The following is a 15,694-nucleotide window of genomic DNA, read 5'->3' on the forward strand; positions in this document are numbered from 1 at the left end:
ACATGAAGGTACTCGTGCCTGTCAAACGCGTGATTGACTATAACGTGAAGGTCCGCGTCAAAGCGGACGGAAGCGGTGTCGATCTCGCCAACGTCAAAATGTCGATGAACCCCTTTGACGAAATCGCCGTCGAAGAGGCCATTCGCCTGAAAGAAGCCGGTAAGGCGGATGAGGTCGTTGCGGTCTCGATCGGCGTAAAACAGGCACAGGAAACCCTGCGCACCGCGCTGGCCATGGGCGCAGACCGCGCCATCATGGTTGTCGCCGCCGATGACGTGCACACCGATATCGAACCGCTGGCCGTGGCCAAGATCCTCGCCAAGGTCGTCGAGGAAGAGCAGCCCGGTCTGGTGCTCGCAGGCAAGCAGGCGATCGACAACGACATGAACGCCACCGGTCAGATGCTGTCCGCACTGCTGGGCTGGTCGCAGGGCACCTTTGCTTCCGAAGTCGACATCGACGGCGACAGCGCCAAGGTCACCCGCGAGGTGGACGGCGGTCTGCAGACCATCTCTGTGAAGATGCCCGCCATCGTCACCGTGGACCTGCGCCTCAACGAGCCGCGCTATGCCTCGCTGCCGAACATCATGAAGGCCAAGAAAAAGCCGCTGGACGAGAAAACCGCTGCCGATTACGGCGTCGATGTCTCGCCGCGTCTCGAGATCGTCTCCACCACCGAACCGCAGGCCCGCTCGGCCGGCATCATGGTCGGTTCGGTTGACGAACTGGTTGCGAAACTCAAAGAAGCGGGGGCTGTGTAATGGCTGTTCTTCTCCTTGCTGAAGTGAATAATGGCGAACTGGCGATGGACGCCACCGCCAAGGCTGTCTCCGCCTCCAAGGCGCTGGGTGATGTGACCGTGCTTTGTGCCGGTGCATCGGCTGCCGCCGCAGGCGACGCTGCTGCCAAGATCGACGGCGTGGCCAAGGTGCTGGTCGCCGAGGACGCCTCGCTGGGTCACCGCCTGGCCGAGCCGACTGCAGCGCTGATCGTGTCGCTGGCTGGTGATTACAGCCACATCGTGGCACCTGCGTCCACCGACGCCAAGAACGTGCTGCCGCGCGTTGCTGCGCTGCTGGACGTGATGGTGATCTCGGATGTGACCGCTGTTGTCGACGCCGACACTTTCGAGCGTCCGATCTACGCCGGTAACGCGATCCAAACCGTGAAGTCGAAAGACGCCAAGAAGGTCATCTCCTTCCGGACCTCGACCTTCGACGCAGCTGGCGAAGGCGGCTCTGCCGCTGTTGAAACCACCGGCGCAGCCGAGAACCCCGGCCTGTCCGAATGGGTCGAAGACAAGGTTGCCGAAAGCGACCGCCCCGAGCTGACCTCGGCTGGCGTTGTTGTCTCCGGTGGTCGCGGTGTCGGCTCCGAAGAGGACTTCAAACTGATCGAAGGTCTGGCGGACAAGCTGGGCGCTGCGGTTGGTGCGTCCCGTGCTGCGGTCGATTCCGGCTATGCTCCGAACGACTGGCAGGTGGGTCAGACCGGTAAGGTCGTCGCCCCCGAGCTCTATGTCGCGGTCGGCATCTCCGGCGCGATCCAGCACCTGGCGGGCATGAAGGACTCCAAGATCATCGTCGCCATCAACAAGGACGAAGAGGCACCGATCTTCCAGGTTGCCGATTATGGCCTCGTGGCAGACCTGTTCCAGGCCGTCCCCGAACTCACCGAAAAACTGGGCTAAAAGCCCTGGCTCCGGCCCGCCCATGGCCCGATTGCAAGGGCGGGCGACCAACTTGCCTGACGGAGGCCACACATGCAGCGCTTTTCGAAAATTCTGATCGCCAACCGCGGCGAGATAGCGATCCGCGTGATGCGGGCTGCGAATGAAATGGGCAAGAAGACCGTTGCGGTCTACGCCGAGGAGGACAAGCTGGGCCTGCACCGGTTCAAGGCGGATGAAGCCTACCGGATCGGCGAAGGCTTGGGGCCTGTGGCGGCCTATCTGTCGATTGACGAGATCATCCGCGTTGCCAAGGAAAGCGGCGCAGATGCGATCCATCCGGGCTATGGTCTGTTGTCCGAAAACCCCGATTTCGTCGATGCCTGCGCCCGCAACGGCATCACCTTCATCGGCCCCAAGGCCGAGACGATGCGCGCCCTTGGCGACAAGGCCTCGGCGCGGCGCGTCGCGATCGAGGCTGGCGTGCCGGTCATTCCCGCGACCGAGGTGCTGGGCGATGACATGGACGCCATCCGCAAGGAAGCGGGTGAGGTCGGCTATCCCTTGATGCTCAAGGCTTCCTGGGGCGGTGGCGGTCGCGGCATGCGGCCGATCCTCTCCGAGGCTGAGCTGGAAGAGAAAGTTCTGGAAGGCCGCCGCGAGGCCGAGGCCGCCTTTGGCAATGGCGAGGGCTATCTCGAAAAGATGATCACCCGCGCCCGCCACGTCGAGGTGCAGATCCTTGGCGACAAGCACGGTGAGATCTATCACCTGTTCGAGCGGGATTGCTCAGTCCAGCGCCGCAACCAGAAAGTCGTGGAGCGCGCCCCGGCGCCTTACCTGAGCGAAGACCAGCGGGCCGAGATCTGTGATCTGGGCCGCAGAATCTGTGCGCATGTGAACTATGAATGCGCCGGCACCGTCGAATTCCTGATGGATATGGAAACCGGCAAGTTCTACTTCATCGAGGTGAACCCGCGGGTGCAGGTGGAGCACACCGTCACCGAGGAAGTCACCGGCATCGATATCGTGCAGGCGCAGATCCTGATCGCCGAGGGCAAGAGCATTGCCGAGGCCACCGGCAAGGCCGATCAGTCCGAGATCCGCCTCAATGGTCATGCGTTGCAGACCCGGGTCACCACCGAGGATCCGCTCAACAACTTCATCCCTGACTATGGCCGCATCACCGCATATCGGTCGGCCACCGGCATGGGCATTCGCCTTGATGGCGGCACCGCTTATGCGGGCGGGGTGATCACCCGCTATTACGACAGCCTCTTGACCAAGGTCACCGCCTGGGCACCCACCCCGGAAAAGGCGATTGCTCGCATGGACCGCGCCTTGCGCGAATTCCGCGTTCGCGGTGTCTCCACCAACATTGCCTTTGTCGAGAACCTGCTGAAGCACCCGACCTTCCTCAGCAATGAATACACCACCAAGTTCATCGACGAGACGCCGGAGCTGTTCAACTTCGCCAAGCGCCAGGACCGCGGCACCAAGGTGCTGACCTATATCGCCGACATCTCGGTGAACGGTCACCCGGAGACCGAGGGCCGCGCCGAGCCGAAAGCGGGTCTGAAGGATCCGCGCCCGCCGAAGGTCGAGACCGGCGCCCTGCCCTATGGCACCCGCAACCTTCTGGAGCAGAAGGGCGCCCAGGCGGTGGCCGACTGGATGAAGGCGCAGCGGCAGCTGCTCTTGACCGATACCACCATGCGCGACGGCCACCAGAGCTTGCTCGCCACCCGCATGCGCTCCATCGACATGATCCGCGTGGCACCCGCCTATGCGCAAAGCCTCAGCCAGCTGTTCTCGGTGGAATGCTGGGGCGGTGCGACCTTTGATGTGGCTTATCGCTTCTTGCAGGAATGCCCCTGGCAGCGGCTGCGGGATCTGCGCGAGGCGATGCCCAACGTGATGACCCAGATGCTGCTGCGCGCCTCCAACGGGGTGGGCTATACCAACTACCCCGACAACGTGGTGCAGGCCTTTGTGAAACAGGCCGCGATCACCGGCGTCGATGTCTTCCGGGTCTTTGACAGCCTCAACTGGGTGGAGAACATGCGCGTCGCGATGGATGCGGTGGTGGAGAGCGGCAAGATCTGCGAAGGCACCATCTGCTATACCGGCGATATCATGGACCCGGACCGGGCCAAGTATGACCTCAAATACTACGTCGGCATGGCCAAGGATCTGGAAGCCGCAGGCGCCCATATTCTGGGCCTCAAGGATATGGCGGGGCTCCTGAAACCCGCCGCCGCGCGTCAGCTGGTGAAGGCGTTGAAGGAAGAGGTCGGCCTGCCGGTCCACTTCCACACCCATGACACCTCCGGCATCGCCGGGGCGACCATTCTGGCCGCCGCCGATGCGGGCGTCGATGCAGTGGATGCAGCGATGGATGCGTTCAGTGGCGGCACCTCGCAGCCCTGTCTGGGGTCGATCGTCGAAGGTCTGCGCAACACCGACCGCGACACCGGGCTGGATATCGCCAAGATCCGCGAGATCAGCGATTACTGGGAACAGGTGCGGGCGCAATACGCGGCCTTTGAGTCTGGCCTTCAGGCTCCGGCCTCGGAAGTTTACCTGCACGAGATGCCGGGTGGCCAGTTCACCAACCTCAAGGCGCAGGCGCGCTCCTTGGGACTGGAAGAGCGCTGGCACGAGGTCGCCCAGACCTATGCGGATGTGAACCAGATGTTCGGCGATATCGTCAAGGTGACACCCTCCTCCAAGGTGGTCGGTGACATGGCGCTGATGATGGTGAGCCAGGGCCTCAGCCGCGAAGAGGTGGAGGATCCGCAGACCGACCTCTCCTTCCCCGATTCCGTTGTCGACATGCTGCGCGGCAACCTCGGCCAGCCGCCGGGCGGCTTTCCGGCGGGTATCGTGGACAAGGTGCTGAAAGGCGAAAAGCCCAACCTTGAGCGCCCCGGCAAACATCTGGAGCCGGTCGATCTGGAAGCCACCCGCGCCGAGCTGTCCCAGCAGCTGGAAGGCAAGGCAGTCGATGATGAGGATCTGAATGGCTACCTGATGTATCCCAAGGTGTTCCTCGATTACATGGGCCGCCATCGCCAGTACGGCCCGGTGCGCAGCCTGCCGACACGGGCGTTCTTTTACGGGATGGAACCGGGCGAGGAAATCTCGGCCGAGATCGACCCCGGCAAGACGCTGGAGATCCGCCTGCAGGCCATCGGCGAGACCGATGAGAACGGCGAGGTGAAGGTGTTCTTCGAACTCAACGGCCAGCCGCGGGTGATCCGGGTACCGAACCGTCTGGTGAAATCCACCACCGCTGCCCGTCCCAAGGCCGAAGCGGGCAACCCCGACCACATCGGCGCGCCGATGCCCGGCGTCGTCGCCTCGGTCGCGGTCCAAGTCGGCCAGCAGGTGCATGAGGGCGATATGCTGCTGACCATCGAAGCGATGAAGATGGAAACCGGCCTGCACGCCGAACGCGACGCGGTGGTCAAGGCCGTGCACGTCCAGCCCGGCGGCCAGATCGATGCAAAGGACCTCCTCATCGAACTGGAATAAGACACAAAGCCCAGACCCAAAAAACCACACTCGGATGCGCAGCGCCCCGGCCCCGTTAAGGCCGGGGCGTTGCCGTTGTGGGGCCGGTTCGCGGCCATACTCACCAGCTCCGGCAAGCTGCCATCGCGTTTTGTTATAACCGCTTGCACCCAATGGGATTGGTACCTGTGACCCCCTGCTGACATTCTGATGACGGCATCTTTTCAAAGGTGCCGCAGGATCCGCATCACGCGCGGGTTACCGGAAAACTCCGACGCAATCGTCGAATAAATTCAGGATGGAACATGGACGACGTCTTGTCACCGCCTGGGGCGCTTTCCAGCGCGCTTCAGGCCAATCCCCGCATTCCCTACCGGCTAGCGCATCAGCAACCCCCTTTGCAGGGGCCGGGCGGTAAACGCCTGATCGTCAACCTGGTGGTAAACGTCGAATACTGGCCGTTTGATCAGGATATGCCGCGCAAGGTGCTGACCGCACCGCATGGGCGGGAGCAGGTCCCGGACGTGCCGAATTTCTGCTGGGCGGATTACGGCATGCGGGCCGGGATGGCGCGCCTTCTGTCATTGCTGACATCGCGCGGGTTGCCGGTGTCCGCCAGCGTCAACGCGACCGTCATCGACGCCTACCCCGATTGCGCCGAAGCGATCCGCGATGCGGGCTGGGAATTCATCGGTCACGGCATGCATCAGACCAGTCTGCAGGGCGGCCGCAGCGAAACGGATGTCATCCGCAGCACATTGCACAAGCTTGAGCAGTTCACCGGACGCCCCGTGCGCGGCTGGCTGAGCCCGGGACTGCGGGAAACCACGGACACCCCGGACATCCTCTCTGCCCATGGTGTGGAATACCTCTGCGACTGGAACGTTGATGACGTACCGCAGCGGATGCAGGCCATGCCGGCCCCGCTGATTGCCATGCCCTACACGCTGGAGATCAACGACTCGGTTGTCTACGCCGTGGAAAAACACAGCTCTGCCGAAATGCTGAAGCGACTGCAGGCGACGCTGGCCTGTTTCGACAGCCCCGAGGAACCCGAAGGGGCGCGGGTGCTTGGGATAGGTCTGCACCCGCATCTGATCGGCGTGCCCCACCGCTTCCCCTATCTGGTGCAGATGATCGACCTGCTGCAGGCCCGCGACGACGTCACCTTCATGACCGGTTCGCAGATTGCCGACTGGTACACAGAGGAGGCAGCCCGATGAACCGAGATGAGCCCGAAATTCTGGACGATTTCGCCGCGCGCTTCGCACCGCATCATACTGCGCTGCTGATCATCGACATGCAGAAGGATTTCTGTCTCGACGGCTATGCCACCAGCCAGGCCGGGCGACCGCTGGATGCCGCGCGGGCCATCATTCCCACCTTGCAAGACCTGCTGAGCGCAGCCCGCGCGGCAGGCGTTCTGGTCTGCCATGTCGGGTTCTGGACGCTGGAGCGGCACCGCAGCGATACCGCCCCCTGGCTGGCCCAGCGCAGGCGCGCCACCTATGCCTCGGACCGGATCGCGATGGAAGGCAGCGAAGGTGCCGAGTTCATCCCGCAACTGGCCCCGAAACCGGGAGAGCCGGTGATCCACAAGCACCGCTACAGCGCCTTCAAGGGCACCAATCTGGACACCGTGCTGCGCGCCCGGGGGATCCGGTCGGTAGTGCCAACCGGCGTTTCGACCAACGTTTGTGTCGAAAGCACGCTGCGCGATGCATTCGAGACCGGACATTACACCGCCCTGCCCCGCGACGGCTGCGCCTCGTGGAATCAGGAACTGCACGAAGCAACCCTCAAAACCGCCAATGCCCGCTTTGGACTGGTCTGCGACAGCGCCGACCTGATCAAGGCCTGGAAAGGAGTCCCCCAATGAAAGACGCAATGACCAAACAGGACAGCCTGACGGCCGAGGCCGCAGGTTTCGCCGCCAGCCTCGCCTATGAGGATATTCCCGCAGAAACGCTGCATATCGCCAAACGCTGCATCATCGACGGGCTTGGCGTCATGCTGGCAGGCACCGAGCAGGAAGCTCTGCAGGTCGCCGACCGTTACCTGCGCAAGGCCGGAGCGCGACCGGTGGCCCGGCCTGTCGGCAATCCGGATCTGCAGCTTTCGGCGCAGCAGGCGGCCTTCTGGAACGGGCTGGCCGGGCATGCGATGGATTGGGACGACACCCAGGTCGCCGAAGGTCCAAACCGGCCCTATGGCTTGCTAACCCATCCGACCGTGCCGCCGCTGGCCGCCGCCCTGGCGCTGGCCGAAACCAATCCTAAGGTCAGTGGCAAGGACCTGATCACTAGTTTTGTTGCCGGGGTCGAGGTCGAGTGCAAGATCGCCGAGGCGATCAATCCCGACCACTATAACCTCGGATTCCACACCAGCGGCACAATCGGTACCTTCGGGTCGGCGGCTGCGGCAGCGCGGATGATCGGCCTGGATGGTGATCGTACCGCGCAGGCCCTGGGCGGCGCGGCCTCGATGGCTGCGGGAATCCGCGCCAACTTTGGCAGCATGGGCAAACCGATGCACGTAGGACGCTCGTCGGAGAACGGCGTCACCAGCGCGCTGCTGGCGCAGGAAGGCTTTACCTTCAACGGTGAGGCGCTCGATGGCAAATGGGGCTATCTGTCGGTGGCAGGGCGCGGCGGCGAGCCGGACCTTGTGATGGGTCGCTTTGGCAACCCGTTCTCGCTGAGCGAACCGGGCGTCAGCATCAAACCCTATCCCTGCGGAGTTCTGACCCATCCGTCGATGGATACCATGAAGGCGCTGATGGAAGAGCACGCGCTGTCCCCAGAGGATATCGAAAGCGTCACGCTCTTTGCTTCAAACAACATCCTGCATCCGATCCGCTTCCGCATTGCCCAGACCGAACTGGAAGGCAAATTCTGCATGGCCTTCCTGCTGTCGGCGATCATCCTGACCGGTCGGGCAGGCAAGGCTGAATTCACCGATGCCTTCGTGCAGAGCCCGGAGTGCCAGGCGATGCAGCAGCGCGTCGAGACGCAGTTCGATCCCGATATCGCGGCGATGGGGCACGAAAAGATCCTGTCGCGGATTGAGGTGGTGACGAAATCGGGCAAGACCATTCAACGCTTCTCGGACGACCGCTATCGCGGCGGGCCGGACAACCCGCTGTCCGATGAGGAACTGGAAGGCAAATTCATGGATTGCGTCTCGGGGATCCTGTCCGACGCACAGACCCGCAAGGTGCTCGATAGCATCTGGTCGCTCGACACATTGCCCAGTGCGCGCGGCCTTCTGGATCTGGTGAACGGCTGATCCCCCCAGTCCGGCGGTTTCGTTTTGTTCCGTGATCTTTCTGGTCTAAACTATGCCTGCCCCGGGCATCAGTCCGGCCGACAGATCGCAATGGACCATCACGAACCGCCGGACTTTTTTCCATGGAAATGCGCCAATTACATTATTTTGTCGCGCTTGCGGACGAGGCAAGCGTGTCACGCGCCGCCGTCAAACTGTCGGTGGCGCAACCTGCGATCAGCCGTCAGCTGAGACTTCTGGAAGAGGAACTGGGCGTGCCCCTGTTCCATCGTACCGGGCGCGGTATGAAACTGACCAGCGCGGGCCGTGTCTTTGATGGCCGCGTGCGCAAGATTCTGGCGGATATCGGAGAGATGGAGCACGATGTCCGTGCCTTGAAAGGCGTTATAGAAGGCAAGGTCACGCTTGGGGTGCCACCGACGGAAAGCCACATCCTGCTGCCGCGCCTGCTCGACACCCTGCGGCATGAACACCCGGGCGTCGATCTGCGCATCGTCGAGGCCTTCAGCGGTGATGTGAGCGAACTTCTGACCACCGGCCATATCGATGTCGCCCTGTTCTACAAGGCACCGCGGACCAAGCATTATATCGCTGATGAGCTGCTGCATGAGAGCCTCTACCTGCTGCAACGCGGAGACACGACCGGCCCGCCAGAGACGCCGATCCAGATCACGGACCTTAAGGATTACCCGATGGTGCTGCCCAGCCGCCGCCACGGCCTGCGCGCGCTGCTTGACCAAGTCTGCAACGATATGGGCGGCTCCTTGACCGTGGAACACGAGGTGGACTCTCTGATGACCATCGTGCGCATGGTGGAAACCGGCAATGTCGCCACCATTCTGCCCTTCAACGCGGTACAGCGCGAGATCGCGGAGGGACGCATAGTCGCCACTCAGATCGATCCCATGCATCTGCGTCGGACATTGGTTCTGGCCACGACCACGCACCACCCGGTGCGGGCGTCGATGCGCATCGTCGCCCAGCTCTGCGGTGATATCGTGCATGATATGGCCGCCAGCGGCGAATGGCAGGGCATCTTGTCAAAGCGGCAGGCCGATTGACCGCGCTAGGTCGCCGGGCACGCCAGCTCCATCAACTGCCGCACGTCCTGAAGCCTGTCGAGATCTGCAATACGGTCTTCCAGCGCCACAATCCGCGCCTCCTCAAGCGGCTGCAGGGCCGCGCGGCAATTGGCACGAAACTTGTCAGAACGTTGCCCGTCCGAAACCGGGTTCGACGGATGGCCCAGCGCCTGGCCAATGGTTTCCTCAGCCCGGGTGCCATCTGCATAGGTGATAGAGACACGGCTGGGGCCAAAGGCACTTGGCTCTGCCATGTCAAAGGTGTCCACTTCGATCCGCGCAGCCAAGGCCAGGACCTGCGGATCGCGCAGGGCCTGCGAGGAGAAATGCGCGCCCGCCACATCACCCGCCAGAAGACAACGCGCAACGCAATATGAGAGGCAAAGGCGTGCGTAATTCGCAGGCATCTCCGATCCGACCGGACGCCCTACCAGAGAATGGGCCACCGGCGATACGGTGACGGTCACGCGGTGCAGATCTTCCTCGCTGCAAGCACGGCGCCGCAACAAACGCAACACCGCCTCGATCGCGCCATGGGTGGCCCGACCGGTTGGAAAAGGCTTCTCGACCACGTCCTCGATCCGGCGGATGCCTGTCATGGCCGCAAGGGCCGTGGGCAGGTCAGCACCATCCTCGAAGAGGTTGAAATAACCGAAACGTCCTTCCAGGGTATCCTGCGTAGCCAGAAGACCGGCGCGGGCCAGATCGACGGATTCGACCGCAGCGCGCGCATTAAAACCGATCTGCAGGGCAAGCAGCATGGTGCCCTCTTCATGGGCCTGCATTGATCCGCAGGATTGCGCATATTGTGCACCAAAGGCGTTGATCAACTGGGCACGATCCAGATCTGCGATCTTTCCCGCCGCCGCCACCGCGCCGAAACCGCCCAGGACGGCGGGCCGGAAAAATTTCATCGGGGCCGTGCCTGCCAGCCCCAGGGTTGCAGCGACATCGACGCCCGCCACCACAGCCTCAATCAAGGCGCGTCCGCTGACGCCGCCGCGTGCCTCGGCGACGGCAAGGGCTGCGGGCAAAACGGCCGTCAGCGCATGCACCACGGCATCCTCGTGCAGGCAGTCGAACTCTGAATTGTGAATGCAGTAAGCGTTATAGAGCGCTGCCAGACCTGCAGGGAAGCGCCCCTCCCGGCCAAAGACATGCGCATCTGCGCCCTGCCCCCACCCGGCGCTCGATGCAAAAAGATCGCTGGTCCACTGCCCGGTGCTGCCGCCAAGCCCGACGCCGACCGTGTCCAGGATCAGCCGCCGCGCCGCCGCGCGCGTTTGCTCGGACAAGACATCATAGCGGGTTGCGATGACGTGATCGGCGAGGGTTGCGATGGCATCCATGAAACTATCCTTCCTGTAAGACGCGGCGTCTGATCAGTTCATCATGTCCGGCAGCCACAATGCGATCTGCGGGAAGGCAACGACCAGACCGATCATCACCAGCAGCATCCCCACGAACGGCAGGGTCCCGGACATCACATCATTCATCGACCCGCCATTGGGACGGGTGCTTTGCACCACGAACAGGTTCAGGCCGATGGGTGGCGTCACCAGCGCAGTCTCCAGTAGCAGCATCAGGATAATGCCGAACCAGACCGGATCGAACCCCAGCGATACCACGATCGGCGTAACGACCGGTACGGTGGCAATCATCATCGACAGGGTCTCCATGAAACAGCCCAGCACAATATAGAAGATCGCGATCACCAGGATCGTCTGATAAGGGCCAAGACCCAGGGTGCTGACGAAATGCTCCATCGCGGCCGCCAGCCCGATTGCCGCAAACACAAGATTCAGAAAATAGGCAGCGATGATGATCAGGATGATCATCGCGGTGGTGCGCATGGTGCCTTCGAATGCGGTCAGCAGAACCGGGCGCGATAGCGCACCAAAACCCGCCGCCAGGATCAGGGCCGCGATCACACCCAGTGCCGCCGCCTCGGTCGGGGTGGCAAAGCCGGCGTAGATCGACCCGACAACCACGGCAAAGATCGCCGCCGGAGGCAGCAGATGTGGCAGGCTCCTGAGACGCGCGCCCCAGCTGGTGGCAATGCGTTTCCCGCCCCATTTTGGGTTCAAGAGACAAGCCACCGCGATCAGCGCCATGAACAGCCCGGCCAGCAACAACCCCGGCAGGATCCCGGCGAGATAGAGGTTCGGCAGCGAGGTATTGGTCATCACCGCATAGATGATCATGTTAATCGAAGGCGGGATCAGGATGCCAAGCGTCCCGCCGGCGGCCAGCGTGCCAAGGAACAGTCGTTCGTTATAGCCATAGTTGGGCACTTCGGGCAGCGCCACGGTGCCGACCGTGGCCGCAGTGGCAACCGAAGACCCCGAGGTTGCCGCGAACATGGCGGAGGTGCCGATATTGGAATGCATCAGCCCCCCGGGAAGCCAGCCCAGCCATTGCGACAATGCCATATACATCCGCGAGGAGACGCCAGTGCGCAGCAGGATCTCGCCCAGCAGAACGAACATCGGGATAGCGACCAGAAGATTATTGGTACTTGTGGACCAAGCAAGATCACCCAGCGTGCGCACCAAGGGCATCGGAGAGTAGATTTCGGCCAAGATCAAGCCAAGGACGCCCATGACTGCGGCCACTGGCAGGCTGAGCAGGATCAGGACGATCAATGTGGTAAGAGCAGTGGCGAGCATAGCCGTTATCCTTGTCTCGCGTGGTTGAGGTCGGTCAGCATGGCATGTTCCTCGACCTCATCATCCACGGGTTTGATGCCTGCAATCCGGTTGATGCCTTCGGTATCACGGCGCCAGAGATATCCGAGCGAGCGCAGACACAAGAGCAGCAACGTCAGAACGAAGAAGACAAGCCCAGCCACCCACAGGGATTGCGGCAACCACAGCGGCACTTGCAGCGCAGAATTGGAACGCGATCCGAAATCAATGCTGTTTTTCAACAGCTGTCCGGCCCAATAGGTCACCAGGAGCATGAAGCCGGTCATTGCGCCGAGACTTAGAAGATCCAGCAGCGCGCGGACACGCCGGTTCGCAATATTGTAAAGAACGTCGATGCGGATATGGGCGTGTTCCAGCAGAGCAAAGGACAGGGTCCAGGAGACCGTGACCGCCAGCACATAGCCGGTGATCTCGTTCATACCGCCAAGGGTCACACCAAAGAACTTGCGCAGGAGCACCTCAACCATGACCAGGAAACAGATCACGACCAGCGCAAGGCCGGAAACCCAGGTGGCAAGGCGGCTGAGCCTGCGGGCGCCGTTCAGCACCCGGTCCAGAGGCGTTCCCGCCTCTGGAGTTTGGGTATCTGTCGTCTCGTGACGCGACATCTCAGTTCACTTCCACGGTCATCCCGACGACCGGACCGATCGTGCGGTTGAACTCGTCCACGCAATCCTTGCCACAGCGTTCGGCCCATTTCGGCAGGATGACGTCCCGGGTAATTTTCTCCAGGAGCTTGTAGTCTTCCTCGGTGACCGAGACGAGCGTCATGTCGGCCTTGGTCCCGACCTCGCAAGGTTCAATGCCCACGTTGCAATTGATGCCGTCCTGGGTTTCCTCGCCCGCACCTTTCCAGATGTCGGCTTCCAGCGTGTTCAGCTCCTCTTGCAAAAAGGACTGGGTCTCCGGGTTAAGCCGGTTCCAGAAACCAAGATTCGCAGTGGTGACCATCGTGCTCCAGCCGACGGGCAGCGCATAAAGATGGGTCGAAACCTCGAACCACTTGGCCGAATTACCCGACAGGGTGCCGGTGATGGCGCAGTCCACCACCCCGGTCTGCAGCGCGGGGATCACATCCGCAAAGGCCATCGTTACCCCGGTGCCGCCCAGCGCCGACACGAATTCCGACAGGGTGCGATTGCCGGTGCGGACCTTCTTGCCGGACAGATCGCTGAGGTCCTTGATCTCGCTGTTGCAGTAAAGAACCTGCGCCGGATAGGGCCAGGTGGCTAGGACCTTCACGCCGTATTTGTCCGCAAAATAGGAATCCAGCACCGGCTCATAGGCTTCGGCGATCGCATGGGCAGTGTGCACAGTCGGGGCCAGACCGGCAAGATCGGCGGCCTCGTTGCGGGCATCATCCGACGCAGTATAGCCAAGCACCGTGGTGCTGACATCCACCACCCCCTGGCCGGTCAGGCGCAAGATTTCGCCGCCCTTCAAACCCATCTGGTCAAAGCCGCGGGCATTGGCGGTGATCCGTCCCCCCGAGGCTTCGGGCAAGTGCTTGTCCCAGAATGCCTGTTCGTAGTTTTCATAGGACGACAAGAAGGAAACAGACCCCAGGACATTCATCTGGACGCTCTGGATTTCGGCCTGGCCTGCGGTTGCTGCGAGCGATGCAACCGCAAGAGCGGCGCCGATCCCGGTCAGCTTGGATTGAGGTTTCATCTCGGATATCTCCCTGATAGCGGTTCGGCGGCGATTTTTGGGTCCGGCACGCAAGGCCAGGCCACCGATCATTGTTGAGCATCACCAATGCTGGCGATGCTTCGAACCTACCGCCGTTTCGCCGAGACGCGAAAATCAACCAGATATGCCGAATTGTTATAGCTGTGCGCCCAAAGGAGCCTCAGGGGGATAACCTCTCCACCAAGTCGCAACCTCAAGAGTCACATTTGAGTGATTGCTCAAATTCCGCATTGAGTGATCACTCAACCTCTTTAGATAGGGTGCCATGCGGCGATCACGGCCGCGCAGAGAGACAGAATCTCCAACCCACCAACAAAGGCACCCACCATGACCAACTTCCAGCTGCACACCGAAGAAACCGCCCCCGCAGACGCCAAGCCCATGCTCGCCAACTCCAAGGCAGCATTCGGCTTTATCCCTGGCCTGCACGCCGTCATGGCCGAAGCGCCCGGCCTGCTGGAAGCCTACCAGCGCGTGCATGAACTGTTCTCCAACTCCAGTTTCGACGCAGATGAGCTGACGGTTGTTTGGCAGACCGTGAATGTCGAAAACGAATGCCACTACTGCGTTCCGGCCCATACCGGGATCGCCAAGAGCATGAGCGTCGATGATGCGATCACCGACGCGCTGCGCAACGGCACGCCGCTGCCCAATGCCCATCTCGAAGCCCTGCGGACCTTCACTCTGCAGGTCGTGCGTCAGCGCGGTGTCCTGAGCCCGGAAGAGGTTCAGGCTTTCCTCGATGCGGGCTTCACCAAGCGTCAGATCCTCGAAGTCGTCCTTGGCTACAGCCAGAAAATCATGTCGAACTATACCAACCACCTGGCCGAAACTCCGGTCGACAGCGTGTTCGAGAAATTCGCATGGTCCGCTGACGAAAAGGCCGCCTGATGACACTGTCCGGGGCGGTCGGGATGCGATCTCCCCGGACATACCGCACAGGGTGACACGCGGCTTGTCCGTGCCTTAGCTATGGCCCCGGCCGATCTTTGGCGTGAAAACCTGACTTGCGGTTCTGATCATCCATGCACTATGCGCCAGGGGCGCTCTGCCCCTGGCCAACAACACGCACAAACACGAAAGACGCAACATGACGGATCAGCCCCTTCGCATCGATATCATTTCAGACGTGATGTGCCCGTGGTGCATTATCGGCTTCAGTCAGCTGGCACAGGCGCTGAAAGAGACCGGAACAAACCACGAGATCCACTGGCATCCCTTCGAGCTGAACCCCGACATGCCTGCCGAAGGGCAGAACATGCGCGAACATATCATCGAAAAATACGGCTCCACGCCTGAGCAATCGGAACAGGCCCGGGCTCAGATGACGGAGCTTGGCAATGACCTTGGCTTTAGCTTCGCCTTTTCCGAAGACACCCGCATGCACAACACCTTCGCCGCGCATCAGCTGCTGCATTGGGCGGTGGAACAGGGGCGCGGGCACGACCTGAAAATGGCGTTTTTCACCGCTCACTTCACCGATGGCCGCAATATGTCGGATCCCGAGGTTCTGGCCGATGTCGCAGGCGAAATCGGGCTCGACCGGGCAGAGGCGCTGGCCGTGCTGCAGGATGAACGTTTCGCTACCACAGTCCGCGAACGCGAAGGGTTCTGGCTGCAACAGGGCGTGCGCGGAGTGCCTGCCATGGTGTTTGACCGTCAGCATCTTGTCACCGGTGCACAAGGCGTTGAAAACTACTCGCGCATTCTGGACCACCTGGCAAAACAAGAGGCCTGAT

13 protein-coding genes are annotated in these 15,694 nt (G+C 61.9%); 9 read left to right on the forward strand and 4 right to left on the reverse strand.

The annotated features are described in order from the left end of the window. Positions 1–2: 2 nt before the first annotated feature. The 7 genes from JL2886_RS07215 (at position 3) to JL2886_RS07245 (ending at position 9,534) form a co-directional block, all read left to right on the forward strand. On the forward strand, positions 3–761 hold the full coding sequence (locus tag JL2886_RS07215; RefSeq protein ID WP_065271392.1) for an electron transfer flavoprotein subunit beta/FixA family protein: 759 nt from the start codon (positions 3–5) through the stop codon (positions 759–761). Further along, positions 761–1,690: an electron transfer flavoprotein subunit alpha/FixB family protein gene (locus tag JL2886_RS07220; protein WP_065271393.1), complete on the forward strand. Its 930-nt coding sequence runs from the start codon at positions 761–763 to the stop codon at positions 1,688–1,690. The genes JL2886_RS07215 and JL2886_RS07220 overlap by 1 nt, the downstream gene beginning before the upstream one ends. Positions 1,691–1,762: 72 nt before the next feature. Next, the gene (locus tag JL2886_RS07225) at positions 1,763–5,206 is read left to right on the forward strand and encodes a pyruvate carboxylase (protein ID WP_065271394.1); all 3,444 of its coding nucleotides are present in this window, start codon (positions 1,763–1,765) and stop codon (positions 5,204–5,206) included. Positions 5,207–5,490: 284 nt separating this feature from the next. Then, on the forward strand, positions 5,491–6,408 hold the full coding sequence (locus tag JL2886_RS07230; protein WP_065271395.1) for a polysaccharide deacetylase family protein: 918 nt from the start codon (positions 5,491–5,493) through the stop codon (positions 6,406–6,408). Further along, positions 6,405–7,064, forward strand: a complete 660-nt coding sequence (locus tag JL2886_RS07235; RefSeq protein WP_065271396.1) for a cysteine hydrolase family protein — start codon at positions 6,405–6,407, stop codon at positions 7,062–7,064. The genes JL2886_RS07230 and JL2886_RS07235 overlap by 4 nt, the downstream gene beginning before the upstream one ends. Then, positions 7,061–8,473 carry an MmgE/PrpD family protein gene (locus tag JL2886_RS07240; RefSeq protein ID WP_197492343.1) on the forward strand — a complete coding sequence of 471 codons (1,413 nt, stop codon included), beginning with the start codon at positions 7,061–7,063 and terminating at the stop codon, positions 8,471–8,473. The genes JL2886_RS07235 and JL2886_RS07240 overlap by 4 nt, the downstream gene beginning before the upstream one ends. A 122-nt stretch (positions 8,474–8,595) precedes the next feature. Beyond that, positions 8,596–9,534 carry a LysR family transcriptional regulator gene (locus JL2886_RS07245; RefSeq protein WP_065271397.1) on the forward strand — a complete coding sequence of 313 codons (939 nt, stop codon included), beginning with the start codon at positions 8,596–8,598 and terminating at the stop codon, positions 9,532–9,534. Between the two features lie 5 nt (positions 9,535–9,539). On the opposite strand, the gene JL2886_RS07250 is transcribed toward JL2886_RS07245, so the two are convergent. From JL2886_RS07250 to JL2886_RS07265, 4 genes are read right to left on the reverse strand one after another with little or no spacing between them, the layout of a single operon-like run. Next, positions 9,540–10,904 (reverse strand): MmgE/PrpD family protein, encoded by a 1,365-nt coding sequence (locus tag JL2886_RS07250; RefSeq protein ID WP_065271398.1) that lies wholly within the window; start codon positions 10,902–10,904, stop codon positions 9,540–9,542. Positions 10,905–10,937: 33 nt separating this feature from the next. Then, on the reverse strand, positions 10,938–12,224 hold the full coding sequence (locus JL2886_RS07255; protein ID WP_065271399.1) for a TRAP transporter large permease: 1,287 nt from the start codon (positions 12,222–12,224) through the stop codon (positions 10,938–10,940). Between the two features lie 5 nt (positions 12,225–12,229). After that, a complete protein-coding gene (locus JL2886_RS07260; protein ID WP_065271400.1) occupies positions 12,230–12,871 on the reverse strand; it encodes a TRAP transporter small permease subunit in 642 nt (213 codons plus the stop codon). A gap of 1 nt (position 12,872) precedes the next feature. Further along, a complete protein-coding gene (locus tag JL2886_RS07265) occupies positions 12,873–13,934 on the reverse strand; it encodes a TRAP transporter substrate-binding protein (protein ID WP_065271401.1) in 1,062 nt (353 codons plus the stop codon). Between the two features lie 348 nt (positions 13,935–14,282). Here JL2886_RS07265 and JL2886_RS07270 point away from each other — a divergent pair, with 348 nt between their 5' ends. Both JL2886_RS07270 and JL2886_RS07275 read left to right on the forward strand, forming a co-directional pair. Further along, positions 14,283–14,846, forward strand: a complete 564-nt coding sequence (locus tag JL2886_RS07270) for a carboxymuconolactone decarboxylase family protein (RefSeq protein WP_065271402.1) — start codon at positions 14,283–14,285, stop codon at positions 14,844–14,846. A gap of 199 nt (positions 14,847–15,045) precedes the next feature. Continuing rightward, positions 15,046–15,693 (forward strand): DsbA family oxidoreductase, encoded by a 648-nt coding sequence (locus JL2886_RS07275; RefSeq protein ID WP_065271403.1) that lies wholly within the window; start codon positions 15,046–15,048, stop codon positions 15,691–15,693. Position 15,694 lies beyond the last annotated feature (1 nt).

This window comes from Phaeobacter gallaeciensis, assembly GCF_001678945.1.
In the GTDB taxonomy this organism is placed as follows: domain Bacteria; phylum Pseudomonadota; class Alphaproteobacteria; order Rhodobacterales; family Rhodobacteraceae; genus Phycobacter; species Phycobacter gallaeciensis_A.

What these genes read in the sequence shown, in the direction of transcription:
- JL2886_RS07215 (WP_065271392.1), top strand. Translation starts at nt 3, where the DNA reads ATGAAGGTACTCGTGCCTGTCAAACGCGTGATTGACTATAACGTGAAG.
- JL2886_RS07220 (WP_065271393.1), top strand. Translation starts at nt 761, where the DNA reads ATGGCTGTTCTTCTCCTTGCTGAAGTGAATAATGGCGAACTGGCGATG.
- JL2886_RS07225 (WP_065271394.1), top strand. Translation starts at nt 1,763, where the DNA reads ATGCAGCGCTTTTCGAAAATTCTGATCGCCAACCGCGGCGAGATAGCG.
- JL2886_RS07230 (WP_065271395.1), top strand. Translation starts at nt 5,491, where the DNA reads ATGGACGACGTCTTGTCACCGCCTGGGGCGCTTTCCAGCGCGCTTCAG.
- JL2886_RS07235 (WP_065271396.1), top strand. Translation starts at nt 6,405, where the DNA reads ATGAACCGAGATGAGCCCGAAATTCTGGACGATTTCGCCGCGCGCTTC.
- JL2886_RS07240 (WP_197492343.1), top strand. Translation starts at nt 7,061, where the DNA reads ATGAAAGACGCAATGACCAAACAGGACAGCCTGACGGCCGAGGCCGCA.
- JL2886_RS07245 (WP_065271397.1), top strand. Translation starts at nt 8,596, where the DNA reads ATGGAAATGCGCCAATTACATTATTTTGTCGCGCTTGCGGACGAGGCA.
- JL2886_RS07250 (WP_065271398.1), bottom strand. Translation starts at nt 10,904, where the DNA reads ATGGATGCCATCGCAACCCTCGCCGATCACGTCATCGCAACCCGCTAT.
- JL2886_RS07255 (WP_065271399.1), bottom strand. Translation starts at nt 12,224, where the DNA reads ATGCTCGCCACTGCTCTTACCACATTGATCGTCCTGATCCTGCTCAGC.
- JL2886_RS07260 (WP_065271400.1), bottom strand. Translation starts at nt 12,871, where the DNA reads ATGTCGCGTCACGAGACGACAGATACCCAAACTCCAGAGGCGGGAACG.
- JL2886_RS07265 (WP_065271401.1), bottom strand. Translation starts at nt 13,934, where the DNA reads ATGAAACCTCAATCCAAGCTGACCGGGATCGGCGCCGCTCTTGCGGTT.
- JL2886_RS07270 (WP_065271402.1), top strand. Translation starts at nt 14,283, where the DNA reads ATGACCAACTTCCAGCTGCACACCGAAGAAACCGCCCCCGCAGACGCC.
- JL2886_RS07275 (WP_065271403.1), top strand. Translation starts at nt 15,046, where the DNA reads ATGACGGATCAGCCCCTTCGCATCGATATCATTTCAGACGTGATGTGC.